The organism is Acinetobacter sp. 24-47-47 (genome assembly GCF_057737035.1).
This window is the reverse complement of record NZ_CM173216.1, coordinates 683,585-699,295: the sequence shown is the minus strand read 5'-3', so window position 1 is coordinate 699,295 and position 15,711 is coordinate 683,585. Positions and strand designations below refer to the sequence as shown.

Annotated in this window: 10 protein-coding genes and 2 pseudogenes; 4 read left to right on the top strand and 8 right to left on the bottom strand. The window is 40.2% G+C overall.

The features are described 5' to 3' along the window. Nucleotides 1-5: 5 nt before the first annotated feature. The 4 genes and pseudogenes from AC1M9E_RS03240 to pilG form a co-directional block, all read right to left on the bottom strand. Nucleotides 6-1,130 (bottom strand): annotated as a pseudogene (locus tag AC1M9E_RS03240) (methyl-accepting chemotaxis protein); the annotation flags it as partial. A 529-nt stretch (nucleotides 1,131-1,659) separates the two neighbouring features. Continuing rightward, complete coding sequence (locus AC1M9E_RS03235) at nucleotides 1,660-2,214, bottom strand: chemotaxis protein CheW (protein ID WP_481607736.1); 555 nt, start codon at nucleotides 2,212-2,214, stop codon at nucleotides 1,660-1,662. Continuing rightward, on the bottom strand, nucleotides 2,211-2,585 hold the full coding sequence (locus tag AC1M9E_RS03230) for a response regulator (RefSeq protein WP_035269071.1): 375 nt from the start codon (nucleotides 2,583-2,585) through the stop codon (nucleotides 2,211-2,213). Before AC1M9E_RS03230 ends, AC1M9E_RS03235 begins: the two co-directional genes overlap by 4 nt. An 18-nt stretch (nucleotides 2,586-2,603) precedes the next feature. Further along, on the bottom strand, nucleotides 2,604-2,990 hold the full coding sequence (gene pilG / locus AC1M9E_RS03225) for a twitching motility response regulator PilG (RefSeq protein ID WP_035269072.1): 387 nt from the start codon (nucleotides 2,988-2,990) through the stop codon (nucleotides 2,604-2,606). Between the two features lie 276 nt (nucleotides 2,991-3,266). On the opposite strand from pilG, the gene AC1M9E_RS03220 reads away from it, so the two are divergent. From AC1M9E_RS03220 to AC1M9E_RS03205, 4 genes are all read left to right on the top strand, one after another. After that, nucleotides 3,267-3,911 carry a hypothetical protein gene (locus AC1M9E_RS03220; protein ID WP_481607737.1) on the top strand — a complete coding sequence of 215 codons (645 nt, stop codon included), beginning with the start codon at nucleotides 3,267-3,269 and terminating at the stop codon, nucleotides 3,909-3,911. A gap of 34 nt (nucleotides 3,912-3,945) precedes the next feature. Continuing rightward, nucleotides 3,946-5,067, top strand: a complete 1,122-nt coding sequence (locus AC1M9E_RS03215) for an efflux RND transporter periplasmic adaptor subunit (RefSeq protein WP_481607738.1) — start codon at nucleotides 3,946-3,948, stop codon at nucleotides 5,065-5,067. A gap of 15 nt (nucleotides 5,068-5,082) precedes the next feature. Next, nucleotides 5,083-8,187 (top strand): efflux RND transporter permease subunit, encoded by a 3,105-nt coding sequence (locus tag AC1M9E_RS03210; RefSeq protein ID WP_481607739.1) that lies wholly within the window; start codon nucleotides 5,083-5,085, stop codon nucleotides 8,185-8,187. Between the two features lie 94 nt (nucleotides 8,188-8,281). Continuing rightward, on the top strand, nucleotides 8,282-9,997 hold the full coding sequence (locus tag AC1M9E_RS03205) for a proline--tRNA ligase (RefSeq protein ID WP_481607740.1): 1,716 nt from the start codon (nucleotides 8,282-8,284) through the stop codon (nucleotides 9,995-9,997). Nucleotides 9,998-10,033: 36 nt separating this feature from the next. Here AC1M9E_RS03205 and AC1M9E_RS03200 read toward each other — a convergent pair whose 3' ends face one another. The 4 genes and pseudogenes from AC1M9E_RS03200 to AC1M9E_RS03185 all read right to left on the bottom strand — a co-directional run. Continuing rightward, nucleotides 10,034-10,993, bottom strand: a complete 960-nt coding sequence (locus AC1M9E_RS03200; RefSeq protein WP_488225019.1) for a DUF6160 family protein — start codon at nucleotides 10,991-10,993, stop codon at nucleotides 10,034-10,036. 32 nt (nucleotides 10,994-11,025) lie between these two features. Next, the gene (locus tag AC1M9E_RS03195) at nucleotides 11,026-13,494 is read right to left on the bottom strand and encodes a DUF6160 family protein (RefSeq protein ID WP_488225018.1); all 2,469 of its coding nucleotides are present in this window, start codon (nucleotides 13,492-13,494) and stop codon (nucleotides 11,026-11,028) included. 25 nt (nucleotides 13,495-13,519) lie between these two features. Next, nucleotides 13,520-14,209 carry a hypothetical protein gene (locus AC1M9E_RS03190; RefSeq protein WP_179999378.1) on the bottom strand — a complete coding sequence of 230 codons (690 nt, stop codon included), beginning with the start codon at nucleotides 14,207-14,209 and terminating at the stop codon, nucleotides 13,520-13,522. A 106-nt stretch (nucleotides 14,210-14,315) separates the two neighbouring features. Further along, nucleotides 14,316-15,692: pseudogene (locus AC1M9E_RS03185) on the bottom strand (hypothetical protein); the annotation flags it as partial. Between the last annotated feature and the right edge of the window lie 19 nt (nucleotides 15,693-15,711).

Genomic DNA, 15,711 nt, shown 5'->3' with positions numbered 1-15,711 from the left:
CTCAATCACTCAGGTAATTTGAAGTTTGCAACTGATTTCCTTAAAGAATCAGCCATTTGAGTGAGTTCTGCTATCGATTGAGCAGTATCTAAGGTTGAAGCATGATTTTCTCGTGTGACATCTTGCACAAGCGACATTGTCTTCGCAATTTGACCCGCAGCAGCTGACTGAACTTTTGAGGATGCTGAAATATTCGCAATCAGTTGAGCCAACTGTTTTGAAATCAACTGAATATCTGCAAGTGCTGCTCCTGCATCTTGAGCAAGTCCAGTCCCCTTAACCACCTCAGAAGTTGTTTGCTCCATAGACCGAACGGCCTCATGCGTATCTAATTGAATATTTTTTACCAATATCTCAATATGTTTGGTCGCAGCAGTTGAACGTTCAGCTAAACGCTGCACCTCATCAGCAACACTCGCGAAACCTCGTCCAGCATCGCCTGCCATTGCGGCTTGAATGGCTGCATTCAAAGCCAACAGATGCGTTTGCCCTGCAATGTCTTCAATGGTTGCAACAAAGTTACCAATCTCTTGAGTAGATTCACCCAGCCTTTTAATTTTTTTAGATGTTTCTTGAATCTGCCCTCGTATTTGATCCATTCCATCTATTGATCGTTCAACCACTTCCCCACCCTTCGCTGCGATAAGTACAGCGCGCTGAGCAACTTTTGCAGATTGCGCTGCATTTTCATAAACGTGATCAATTGAGTCCGCCATGTCATGAATGGCGAGCGATGTATTTTGGATTTCACGAGCTTGCAGCTCTGAAGATTGCGCCAATTGTGAACTCATGTGCTGAGTTTGATGAATATATTGGGTAACTTGTTGAGAAGCCTGATTAATTCTCATCACCAAATCACGCAAATGATCTATCGCTACATTAATTGAATCCGCGATTGTCCCCGTAAAATCTGCAGAAACCGCAGCATATTTGGTCAAATCGCCTTCAGCTAAATCCCCAATTTCATCTAAAAGCCGATAAATCGCCGTTTGATTCTTCTTATCTTTATCCACTAGCTCCATCAAACGCAGACGATCTTCTTGGCTTCTCAAAATAAAAAGTTTAATCACTGCAAAGGTGAAGCTCGATAAACTAATCAACAATAAGAGTGACAGTAAAATCAGTAACCACGTAGAACCTGTGCGAATTTCATTGAGGGCTACTTGAATTTTTTGTAACTGAGACTCCGTGATATTGCTTTGAGACTCTAACCATAGTCGATCTACTTCATTTAAAGCCGGACTATAAAAATAAACTGATTTTACATTTTCAAGTTGTGAACTAAAAATAAGCTGAGAGTTTTTGAGAATCTGTAATGTGTAATCTGTAGGATTATCCTCAAACTGTTGAGTCTGAATAATCATCATTTGATTGAGATATTTCAGTTCCCCCACCCCACGACTTTGCTCTACCGTGCGTGGGAGATTAAACATAAGAAACAATAAAATCAGAAAAGCACAAACGAGGCTAATAATAGCCATGATTAAATAAGACTTCGTTTGGGCAGATTGCCCAAACAGCTCTGAAAACTGTTCAAGTTTTAACTTAAGTGAAGCTTTCCATCCCTGTGTGTTGGAATCTGAATCATTCACATTCCGACTGGTCTTTTTTAACCGTAAACTCACTCAGCTCCCCCAAAAAACTATTGCTGACTACACATTAAATTGAATTTGATGTGAACATGTGCTTTAGACGATCATGCTCATATAGCAGACTCATCATCAGCACAGCTACAGGTGTTGAATGATCGAGAAAATAACCTTGGCAAAACGATCTATATGGTTCTGCGATCAAATCCGAACTGGTGCTATAGGTATTATTCTTATAATGTTTTACACCAAGGACTTCATCCACAAGCAATCCAACACAGTCTTGCCCCACGTTAAAACATAAAATTTTCACATTAGCGTGTAATTGTGTTGATTTACTCAAAGCAAATTGCTTTAGATCTAATACGGACAGTACTCGACCTCGCAAATTCGCCAAACCTAAATACCACGGCGGCGTAAGTGGTAATGAGGTAATGCTCAGTAAAGGGCTAACCTCCGCAATATCACCAAGTGGGGTAATAAATTGCTGCTGCTCAACTTTAAAACATACACCAGACCAGAGGTCCTGATTTTGCACATCACGGTACTCATTTGCTTGAGCCGACTTAGCATTACTGGCTTGCGTTAACCAGTGTTGTTGATCACTTTCATCTTGAGTGATCATGCTGTGCCTGTATTTAAATATTGCTGAATGACATCAAGTAATCTTGATTCATCTACAGGTTTGATCAGGTAGTCGACAGCGCCTTGTCTTTTGCCCCAAATTCGATCCGTATCCTGATCTTTGGTACTGACAATGACAACTGGAATATGCTTCGTTACATCAGCTCTTGCAATTTGCCGAGTTGCTTGAAATCCATTCACACCAGGCATCACCACATCCATAAGTACAAGATCTGGTTGCTCTGCTTGCGCTAAGGTAACACCATCTGCACCATTGGTTGCTTCTAGCACTTCATAGCCATTTTTGGACAGAATTTCTTTAAATCTAAACATTTCTGTTGGAGAGTCATCTACCACTAAGATACGTGTCATATTTTATTTTCCCAGTACTTAACGTGAAGCGACAAGTTTACGAATCGCATTCAATAGCTCATCTTTACTGAATGGTTTCGTGAGGTATTCATCAGATCCAACAACTCGTCCTTTTGCCTGATCAAACATACCATCTTTACTGGATAACATGACCACTGGAATATGTTGGAAATTTTGTGAGTTTTTTAACAATGCGCACGTTTGATACCCATCTAAACGCGGCATCATAATATCTACAAAAATAATATCAGGTCGAGTTTCAGCAATTTTAGATAATGCTTCAAATCCATCTACTGCAGTTACAACGTCATATCCTTCACGCTGTAATAAAGTTTCTGCGGTCCGACGAATCGTTTTTGAATCATCAATGACCATCACTTTAATATTTTGCAGATTATCATCCATTGAATGATCCTTCCTGAGATGAGATTTAAAGAAAAATGAAACGCTTAATTTAGAGAATAACCATTATTTTCTAACATAACATTACATTGATTTTCAATGCAGTTGAGTACTCGCGGAGAGATTGTGTCACAAAGCTTCATAGAATTTAAGGGTGAATCAGATTAAGCGTAAATTATTTAACGGTTTATATTTATAAATTTACCAAAACCTCATAAAATGCTTGTTATTAAAAGCAAAAATTAAAAAATTGAATTGATATCACGGGGGCCAATTCCAATGTTTAATCTTTCGCACAAATCAAGAATTGGGTTAAAGCATCTTCATCATAAAACATTCTTAGTGATCATGATGACATTTGGTTTATGTATCAGTGAAGCAATTGCTAATACCACAGTGACCAAACCGTCTTGGTATCGTTATTATGATAAAAATGGCGTAGCTAATATTAGTAGCTCGGTAACACCCGAGCATATTCGTCACGGTTATGAAGCACTTGACCGTAATATGCAAGTGATTAAAAAAAATCGACCTTATGATGCCGATAAAGAACAGCAACAAAGTGCTGTACGTACGCAACAAGCCAAACAACATGAACAAGATCTACGCTTAAAACGTGCTTATGGTTCTAGTAAAGTGGCTGCGAACAAACGTGATGATATGTTGAAAAACATCAACAAACAAATCACCTTTCAAAAACAACAGTACCAACAACTGGAGCAAGATCGAATATTGTTTAAAAAGCAGGAACAGACCTATATCAAAAAAGGGAATCCTGTCCCTAAAAACTTACAAGATCGAATCACTTATAATGCGCAGAATATGAGTAATATCCAAAAAAATATTGAATCTTTACAAACAAACTATCGAAATACTCAGTCACAATACGACAGTATTATCAAGCGCTTAAAAACTCTTGAATAAAGAAGAGTTTGTCTGAATGGAAAGGAATTATCACATGCCGAATGCGACTCGACACAGCAGTCAGTTTAAGAAATATCTCGTATTAGGAACGCTGTGTACGAGTTGTCTTTTAGCCGCTTGTCAAAAAAATGACGAAATTGTACAGCCAACCTCATCTACCCCTCAAAAAATTGAATTAATACAACAGGACTTAGTCAAAGTTGAAAATGGGGTCTCAAATCTGAAATTTGCTTTCACAGGCACCATACGCGCTGTGAATCAAAGTACAATTCAAGCGCAAGTGACTGCCACTGCTAGTCAAGTCTCTGTACAAGTCGGTGAAAGGGTGAGTAAAGGACAAGTCTTGGTACGTTTAAATAATCAAGATAATGCAGCCCGACTCGCACAAGCTCGCGCTAATCTTGCTTCTGCACAAGCGCAGGCACAACAAGCTGCAAATATGGTCACTCGAAAAAAACGACTTTATGATCAAGGATTTGTTTCTAAGGTTGAATATGAACAAAGTCAAGTTGAGCATAAAGCTCAACTCGAAACTGTACGAGCTCAGCAAGCAAATGTGGATATCGCACTGAAAGCCGATGCTGATGGATTAATTCGTAGCCCCATTTCTGGCGTGATTACCAAACGTCAAGTTGAACCTGGTCAAACCGTTTCAATGGGTCAAACACTATTTGAAATCGTAGATCCACAAAAATTAGAGATTCAAGCAAAACTCCCTGTCGAATCTCAACATGCGCTCAACATTGGAAACAATATTGAATATAAAATTCAAGGGACTACCCAAAATTATGCTGCCAAGTTAACACGCATTTCCCCAATGGCCGATCAAATCAGTCGTCAGGTTGAGTTTTTTGCTCAACCGAATGAATCAATCAATTCACTGAGTATTGGTGCTTTTGTCGAAGGTTTCATTTTAGATGACAAACAAATTCAGGGGCAAAAAGTTCCGCTTGATACTATTCAAGATGCAGATGGCAAACCTTATCTGTGGATCATCCGTGATCAGAAAATTCAGAAAGCCAATATTCGAATTCTAGATCGACAACCCAACGAGAATATTGCAATGATCAGTGGTCTTCAGCCAACGGATTACATCAGTAGAATTAAGTTTAATAATGATGACTTAAATAAAACAGTCTCAATTGCTTCAAAGTAAGACAGGATCTGAACTATGTGGTTAACTCGAATCAGTGTGAAATATCCTGTCTTTACGATCATGATGATGCTATGCCTGATGGTATTGGGCTTATCATCATGGCAACGAATGGGAGTTGAAGAATTCCCTGATGTCGATTTCCCATTTGTGGTCGTGTATACCACTTACCCAGGTGCTTCTCCTGAAACTGTTGAATCTGAAATTACCAAAAAGATGGAAGATCAGATCAATACAATTTCAGGTGTTAAACAAGTGATATCGCAGTCGAGTGAAGGACTCTCTACAATTATCACTGAGTTTAATTTGGATGTTCCTTCAACCGTTGCAGCTCAAGATATTCGAGACAAAATTGCGCCAGTGACAGCTGAATTTCGTGATGAAATTACTGATCCTATTGTTGAGCGCTATGACCCTTCAGCAGGTGCCATCATGTCGGTGGTATTTGAGTCTGAGAATATGTCACTCCGAGAGCTCAGCTCTTATTTAGATCAAAAAATTGTTCCTCAATTGAGAACTGTTCGTGGGGTAGGTACAGTTAACCTGCTAGGTGACTCGCAGCGTCAAATTCGTATTGAAGTTAATCCACAAAAATTACAAAGTCTTGGTGTTGGCGTTGATCAAGTCATTAACACACTAAAAGGCGAAAACATTGAAGTCCCTGGGGGCACACTCAAACAGTCAAATTCAGAGCTGGTCGTTGAAATTAAATCAAGAGTAATTCATCCCCAATCCTTTGGGGATCTCATCGTCGCGAGTAAAAATGGCACGCCAATCTACTTAAAACAAGTAGCTGAAATTTACGACAGCCAAGCTGAACTCGAGTCGAGTGCATTCATTAACGGTCAAAATGCTGTCGCGTTGGATATTCTCAGAAGCTCTGATTCAAATGTAATTGATGTTGTAGATGCGGCTTATAAAACACTAAACCGTATAGAACAACAACTCCCGAAAGGGACAACATTGAAAGTAGTTGTCGATACATCTCGAGGCATACGAGCAAGTATTGGTGATGTTGCCCGTACAATTATTGAAGGTGGTGTACTTGCGGTTATCATCGTTCTACTGTTTTTAGGTTCATTTAGATCGACGATTATTACAGGCCTTACCCTGCCAATCGCCTTACTTGGTACATTAACGTTCATTTGGGCTTTTGGTTTTACCATCAATATGATGACTCTTCTTGCCCTGTCTTTAAGTATTGGTCTTCTTATTGATGATGCAATTGTGGTACGTGAAAATATTGTCCGCCATGCTGATATGGGGAAAGATCATGTGACTGCTGCTTTAGATGGAACCAAAGAAATTGGGCTGGCAGTTCTCGCAACCACTTTGACTATTGTTGCGGTGTTCTTACCAGTTGCATTCATGGGCGGTATTATCGGTCGTTTCTTCTACCAATTTGGCGTGACAGTGAGTACCGCCGTACTGATCTCAATGTTTGTCAGTTTTACGCTCGATCCAATGCTCTCAGCTCACTGGGCTGAACGTCATCATCCAAATAAAAAACCGAGCGCATTGAAACGCTTCTTCAATGGGATCTCAAATAAACTTGATTCATTAAATGAAGTGTACGAGAAGCTGCTAAAACTGGCTCTAAGATTCCGCTTTATAACAATTGTCGTTGCTGTTGCTTCACTGTTTGGCGCGCTCGCGCTATCAAAAATGGTGGGAACAGAGTTTGTACCAGTTCCAGATAAAGGTGAAATTCGGATCAAATTTGAAACGCCCGTAGATGCTTCACTCGAATACTCTCAGGCAAAGTTAAAACAAGTTGAATCTATTATTCGCCAGCATCCAGAGGTTAAAGGAACGTACGGCGTTATTAATGGGGTGACTGATCGCGGGAAAAACCACGTAAGCATCCGAGTCAGTTTAAGTCCTCGCCAAGAGCGCTCTCAGACACTGACTGATTTAACCAATGAGTTTCGTGATCGACTACAAACAGTGGCGGGTATTACCCTCACCTCTATAGCTTCAGCGGATGAAACTGTGTCTGGTGGTCAAAAGCCTGTCATGATTTCCATCAAAGGGCCTGAGCTAGATGAATTACAAAAAATTTCTGATCGCTTCATGGTGGAAATGGCAAAAATTGATGGTGTCGTCGATTTAGAAAGCTCGCTCAAAGAGCCTAAACCTACCCTTGAAGTGCATGTAAATCGTGTACTTGCAAACGATTTAGGATTATCAGTCAGCCAAATTGCCAATGTGATCCGTCCTCTCCTTGCTGGTGATGATGTAACGACGTGGAAAGACGAAAAAGGTGAAACCTATGATGTCAATTTGCGCCTCTCTGAAGATCAACGTACGCTTCCAAGTGACATCAATAATTTATATTTAAAATCGCAAAAAGTGGATGCGAATAATCAACCGATCTTGGTTCCGCTCTCAAGCGTAACAAGCACACAAGAAAGTTATGGTGCATCTCAAATCAACCGTCGTGATTTAGCACGTGAAGTCATGGTTGAAGCCAATACTTCAGGTCGACCTGCAGGTGATATTGGTCGAGATATTAAAGCATTACAAGATAACTTCGAGATGCCTGCCGGCTATGGTTTTGAAACACAAGGTGCAAACGCAGATATGGAAGAATCGATTGGGTACGCTGTTACAGCTGTTACACTTTCTATTGTATTTATCTATATTGTTTTAGGCTCTCAATTCAATAGTTTTATTCATCCTGCGGCGATCATGGCCTCATTACCATTGTCATTGGTCGGGGTATTCCTTGCATTATTCTTATTTAACTCAACAATGAATTTATTTTCCATTATTGGCATCATCATGTTAATGGGATTAGTAACCAAGAATGCGATTCTCCTCATTGACTTTATTAAGAAAGCTATTGATCGCGGTCAGACACGTTTTGATGCCATTATTGCTGCAGGTAAAACACGACTTAGACCCATTTTGATGACCACGAGTGCGATGGTCATGGGTATGGTGCCATTGGCATTAGGCTTGGGTGAAGGAGGTGAACAAAGTGCTCCGATGGCGCATGCTGTCATTGGGGGCGTCATTACCTCTACCCTGCTGACCTTAGTTGTCGTTCCCGTTATCTTTACTTACTTAGATGACTTTAAGAATTTTATGGTACGTCAAACACGAAAATTCATGTCATAATGTAGAGAATTGTCATGAGGTGTCATTCAAAATGCTCACCTCATTTTTTATCGTATAATCTTATGCTTTAACGCTCATTATTAGGACAAATTCCATGCGCGCGAGTCGCTTTTTATTTGCAACGTTAAGAGAAACCCCAAGTGATGCTGAAGTAATCTCTCATCAGCTGATGCTTCGTGCGGGTATGATTCGTAAATTGGCTTCAGGATTATATTCTTGGTTGCCAATGGGCGTACGTGTGTTAAATAAAGTCGAAGCGATTGTTCGCGAAGAAATGGACCGTGCTGGTTCACTACAAGTATTGATGCCTGTGACCCAACCAGCAAGTTTATGGGAAGAATCTGGTCGCTATGTGCAATATGGTCCAGAACTTTTACGCTTTAATGACCGTCACAACAACCCGTTTGTTCTCGGTCCTACACATGAAGAAGTCATTACTGATTTAGCACGTAACGAACTCAAAAGTTATAAACAATTACCCGCTAATTTCTACCAAGTTCAAACTAAATTCCGTGATGAAGTGCGTCCTCGTTTTGGCGTTATGCGCTCTCGTGAATTCGTGATGAAAGATGCCTACTCATTCCATGCAGATCAAGCCTCATTACAAGAAACTTACGACACGATGTACGATGCCTATTGCCGTATTTTTACTCGTTTAGGTTTAGACTTCCGTCCAGTTCAGGCGGATACAGGTTCAATTGGCGGTTCAGGTTCGCATGAATTCCATGTATTGGCATCTAGCGGTGAAGATGATATTGCATTCTCAACTGAATCAGATTATGCAGCCAATATTGAAATGGCTGAAGCGATTCTTGTAGGTGAGCGTGCTGCACCAACTCAAGAATTAAAAATTGTTGAAACACCAAATCAAAAAACTATAGCCGATGTATCCGCTTTCTTAGGTACTGATGCAAAACAGTCTGTCAAAGCTTTGTTGGTACAAGGAGTCGCTGAAGAAGGTAAAACTGCGCCTGTCGTGGCACTGTTCCTTCGTGGTGACCATGAGCTAAACGAAATCAAAGCTGAGAAACATCCGCTGATTGCATCACCACTTGCATTTGCAACTGAAGAACAACTGAGTGCTTTAGGCTTAACCGCTGGTTTTGTTGGTCCTCAAGGTTTAGTCGAAAAAGGGATTAATGTCATCGTTGACCGAGCAGCATCAGTTTTGTCTGATTTTGTTGCAGGTGCAAACGAAGCAAACAAACATGCGACGGGTGTGAACTGGGAGCGTGATGCTCAATTCACTGAAGTTTATGATCTTCGCAATGTTGTTGAGGGTGATCCATCTCCAGATGGTAAAGGTGTACTTCAAATTAAACGTGGTATTGAAGTTGGTCATATTTTCCAATTAGGTCAAAAATACTCTGAAGCTCTGGGCTGCAAAGTATTAGGTAAGGATGGTAAACCATTCACTGTAACAATGGGTTGTTATGGAATTGGGGTGACTCGCGTAGTCGCGGCTGCCATTGAACAAAATTACGATGAAAAAGGAATTATTTGGCCTGCTGCTATTGCACCTTTCCATGTCGCAATCGTTCCGATGAATGCTCATAAATCACCTCGTACTGTAGAGGCTGCTGAAGCACTTTATACAGAACTTCAAGCTGCTGGTTATGACGTGCTTTTAGATGACCGTGATGAACGACCAGGCGTTAAATTCTCCGATATCGAAATTACAGGTATTCCGCACCGTATTGTTATCGGTGAAAAAGGTTTAGATGCTGGTACTTTTGAGTACAAAGGTCGTTCTGATACTGAATCAAGCAACCTGAGTAAAGAAGAAATACTCGCTAAAATCGCCCAATAATTTGAGCATAAAAAATCCCGCTATTCGCGGGATTTTTTATAGACCGTTGATATTCACTTTCAAATCTTTCACAGATGTACCAATAGCCCCAAAGCTCCCCATTGAGCCATTCGCTAAACCATTAAAGACCGTCGGACTACTCGCCCCCTCACGTCCCAAGATCACATTGTTGAGACCAACATTCATTTTACTAGATTGTCCTGTATTTCCGATGTAAATACCTAAAGGTGCAACACCTGCATGGAAACCAGATAATGAAAAGCCATTGTTTTGATCAGTAGCTTTAGCCTGAAAATCGAATTTTGCAGAAGAATTACCAGATACGAATGCAATAGGACAGCCTGAGCCTGTGCCACAGATTGATTGTATTGCGCCTCCAAACTGGACCATGTAGCCTTGTGGCACATTGCCTAATTGAACATTGATCTGAGGACGTTGGGATTGATTTAATGTAATTTCAAAGTTTCTATCAGCACTGCCTATTTCTAAAATTTTAGCGACACCAGGCACCAATTGCTTCAGATCATTATAAATCGATTTAGTTTGTGTAGCACTAGACACCTGATTACTGCTGGCGATATAAAGTGCGAATGGACTCAATTTAAACCCTGTAATTTGCTCCGCAAAAGTGATACCTATATTGGCAAATGGCGTGCCATTGCCTCCGTCTGTATCAATTTTTGCATTGATTGTAGACGAACCAGGGGTATGACCTAAAAATTGAACCTGAATTGGATTACCAGTTGGACCTGCGACCACTAATCCAGCTGCTTGTGAATAATTTTTTCCTAATATTGGATCTTTAATTCCGTCTTGATCAATGATCGCAGCCTGTGTGAACTCGATCTCATCCATTCCAATACCAATGCTGATCCCATCTTGACCAGTAGTAGATGAAAGAGACTGATCATCTAATGGTTGCATAGCAAAACACGAGAATCCCACCGCAGTGGTCAAAATAAGCAAACTGAATCGTTTTGTTTTTATCATATTCATGAGTCTGTCCCTCAACTTTCCATATTTACTTATTAATTTCGAGGTGTAATGCGCAATTCACTATTCAAGCGACCGCCAGTAATAGCCAATTCGCCTAAACGAGCGCCAGCACCTACAGTTGGAGGATAGAAGTTGATGTCTCTTGCTCTAAAAACACCCGAAGTTGTCTTTTGAGGATTGAACATCAAGGCAGCATTCACACCAAATTGTCCCGCACCATTTTGATCTTTACTAACAACCAATGCATTATTAAATGCAATTTTACCTGTCAAACGGTCTAAACCAAGTGTTGAACCATTATGAGGATCGGTAATTTGAAAGGTGTTATTGTCACCTTTCAGCTCTAATTCACCTACAAAATTTAAGTTCTGACCATCTTCAGCAGCATTATTTGGAATTAAAGAAAAATCAACATCACCACCAAGACGTGATTTGACAACAAACATCACATCATCAGCTAAAGCAAAATTGTTGTCTGGTGATGAACTTCGCGTAGCACATCCTGCTGCTCCACTATTTAATTTACAGGTTTTATAAATGGTACCTGGCAGATATCCCGCAGCAACTTCTGTTGATAGAACAATCAACATATCGCGCAAGCTGACATTTACACTACCATTTTCTACGCCCATATTTCCTGTGCCCTTCGCGTACAGATCAATATTACGTAAACCCATATAGTAATCTGTTGATGTTGTCGTATCTCCACTGCCTACCTTACCGCCATCAACCACTAAAATTGACGTGGTTTTATTACCTAGCGCTTGACCATTAGCTCGGTCTACCCCAGAGGTACTCATTGCAAAAGACAAACCAATTCTTGAGGTATTACCCGTTGTAGCAATCATGTTTTTAACAACATTGGAGCCTGCTAAAGTGTAATAAAAAGCTTGATCTGCACGAACTGATGTTCCATATAGAGCAAGATTGGCATTCAGATTATAAAAAGGCAGTGCCAAACCCCACTCATTTTTAACATTTGTATTCGCAAACAAGTTAGCTGCTGGTGTTCCTGCACTATTGGTAAAACGTCCACGGCGGGAAATAGACTGAAATTCAGCACCACGAATCGTAGCAATCAAGCTGTATGGATTATCACCTGTTACTGCATTATGAATTTGGTGCTGATAATCAGTTGCTAAGGTTAAATAACTTCCATTACCAAAACGACTTTTTTGGAACACTTCGTTTTCAGGTAAGCGCAGTGTTTTTGTATCGGCTAAATTGAGATACACATTACCACTGTCAAAAGATGCTCGAGTATTTGGTCTTAACCCTGTTAAGTTACTAAACTCAAAACCGTATGCATTTAGACCTGCCCCACCAATTTCTAAAGTCGTTGCTTGTCCATCACTTCCGAGCATTGAATCATTGTCTTTGGTAAAGTCAGCTTTCATACGGAATCCGATTCCAGAATCACCAATTACACTATTACTGGATGAAGCCGTTGGACTATTGGCATTTCCTAGAACACTTTCATTGCCTTTTGTACCACGAAATTGCAACGATGAATTGACCATTCGCCCGCTGGCACCTACACGTATGAGACCTTTAGCTCCTTGAGGATTATTCGTATTGCTATTTAAAGCATATGGGTCATTTGAACTCACGTTCTTATTCAACATTACTTCAATATTTAGACCTGAGTTTGTTGTTTCACCCTCAGCACCTGACTTACCATTGCCATAGGTTCCTGTGTTAATAAATCCTGCTTTTTTTGAAGCCGAATTTGCAACACGGTTTAAATCCACATAACCCAAATTATCATTAGGCGTACTACTCATACCGGCAACATTATCTGTCGACCCTGTACGTGTATTCGACTGCATTCTCAATCCCTCAACTTCATCCACAAACATGGCACCACGTGCTTTGAAGTTGAAATTGAAGTTGTTTAAAACAAGTTGGTTGAGTTGGTTTCGTGCGTCAGTCTGCCCTAAATAGATATTGGCATTTTTAATCCCTAGTGCGATTTCGCTAAGATTCTCTTTGCTGAATAATCCGTGAATCGTTCTAAGTGATAAATCAGTATTCGAAGTAGTTTGTAAAGCCAATTGACCCATTGAAAAACTACAACGGCTTGAACTCTCGTTATCACAAATTCTGAGATTATTCATGGTCACTAAAGCAGGTGTCACACTGGCATTGAAGTCTAAACCTGCTTGGTTCGCATTGCTTCCAGCATTAATTTTAATATCTGCCCCTAATGTTTGATTAGAGACATTACTTTTTCGAATAGAGACATTATCTGCTGTTGCCTTCAATGTATTATTGGTTGCTCCACTACTACCACGACCAGCTTGATCTTGCCAATAGACCTGATCCATGTTGGCTTCAGTCAATGTTGTCGAGATATGCACACCATCTTGACCATTTACATTTCGCAAAGCTTCATCATGCATCACTTCTAAAGCTATGGCATGACCACTTGCAAGCAAGATACTCAGGCTTAATGCATTCATAACCAGCAATGAGCTGTGATTATATTTTTTATTGTTCATCACATTTCCTTATGCATGTTTAATTTCAACAACGCTGGTGACTGCCGTCACAACCAAACATCATGACTTTACCCTGAACAGCTAAATTACCATTCATTTTTAAACCCATAAAACCAGTTTCTCGCCCATGGTCATATGCAGAACGAGGAGCATTAGATGAATCATAACGTGTCACTTGCAGGTAACCATAGTCAGCAGGACTTGTTCCTACACCCTCAGTGGTGGCATTACTGGTAAATTTATCCTGACCAAAAGCCAAAGCATCAAAACCAAAATTACGAATTTGAATTGGCTTCGATGCATCAAAGCTCAGTTGCATCGCTGCTTTAAGCTGATCAGTACCAGAATCATTTTTATAGCTGAGATCTACACCATCCAAGCCAATCTTTTGAATATTTAGAGTGCCCTGAATCCCTTTAAAAACAAGCCATAATTTAAAACCATCCGTACTACTTGCTTGACCATCTTTGATATAGCGATTATTGACAGCAAGCGCGAGACGACAATATTCAACATCCTTACACAGTGCATCATCAAACACATAACGTTGAACATTATTCTCAGTCACTAACTTTTGGTTTAAAGAAAGTTTTAATGAGAGATCAGCTCCAGCTTGTCCTTCAACATTTTTTAAAGCTTCATCTGACATGGGCTCAAGAGCATAAGTCATTGATGCTATAACACTGAATAGGACAGCGACTAATGAATTTTTCATGAATGCTCTCCTATAATCCTTTTGTGGTGATTTTCATATGCTGAATAAGAACACCATCAATAACCGCAGAACCCATATTTTTAAAATTTGAAGGTGGCAATGCGGCATTAGGCGTTTGGGGAATTGGATTGACTGCACCAAAACTTACACCTACTGCATCTGATCCTTTATAAGCACTTAAAGTATTATTCGCAGCGTTATAAGAAGTACTTCCAATAGTGATACTGCTATGTGTTGCATTCGTCCCTTGATAGCCATTCAAACCATTGTTACCACATTTATAAAAGTTACAGGTTGAGCCCGCATATTCTGTCGAGTTTGGATTGCTATAATCTGTGTATATTTTTTTATAAATTTCAGGTTTATTTGGAATACGCGTGAGTTCCAAACTAAAGTTTTTACCATCAGATCCTAGAATCAAAGGCTGATAGAGTGAACCCAATACGATATTGGCATTCAAATTATGAATAAAGATACCCTCATTGGCATCAAATACTGGTGCCAGAGTATTGTTGATGGCAGGGGTTTGTAAATTAGGAGTGTCTGATGTTTCACGCGTACTCAATCTGAGAATATTGGCTGTTTTATTCCCCGTCGTCAGATTTTGACCATCACCTGAGTTCAAACGCACAAGTCCAGCAACACCCAAGGTGTTGTTATAAAATGCACTCATGCCTGCTTGGTTACTTGCACCATTTAAAGTTTGAAAGATTTTTATATTACTTCCATTAATGGAAAAATTATTCCAAATGGCCTGTAAACGAAGTCGATTAGCACGATCCGCATTACTCGTTCCTGCTTTTTCACCCAATTGGTAAAGTAGTGGATCCCCTTCTTTACGAGAAGGATCAAGCACAAAAGCATCCGCCCACATGGCCATCTTCAATCTGTAAGCATCAAGACCACTGGCTGCATCCGTAGGACGAACTGTGTCCATCAATGGAGCTTCAAGCGTCAAGAATGGAACCTGACAGCTAGGATCATTACTTATACATGTTTTATTTAAATCAAAATTTGGAACCTGATTTTCAGTACCAACTCGAAGTAGCCATGGATTGGTTGCTGTTCCCCATGATCCTATACGTGCATCTTTGTCTGTCGCAGCTAAGCGCGTATTATGATTATTATCAGATTTAGACAATGCGAGACCATACACGAACAAATCAGCCTTACCCACGGAATGATCTTCTGAACCTACTGTTCCATTTTTATTGGTATCCAATGCCGCATCCGTTAAAGGACCCACTGGAATGAGATGAATATATCCGGTATCTTTTTGGCGATTCATTAAATCTGCCGCAGTTGAATTTTCCCCTTGAAAAACAAAATAAGCATCTTGAGGAATCATGGCGACACCCTCACCAGTCGTCGCACTTAAATTTTCATCCGAAAGAGGCTGCAATGCATAGACCGAAACCGTAGTAAGCGTCATTAAACTTGCAAGTAAAGTCTGATTAAATATGTTCGTATAATTAAGTGCCATCTCGACCTTCCCGTATACG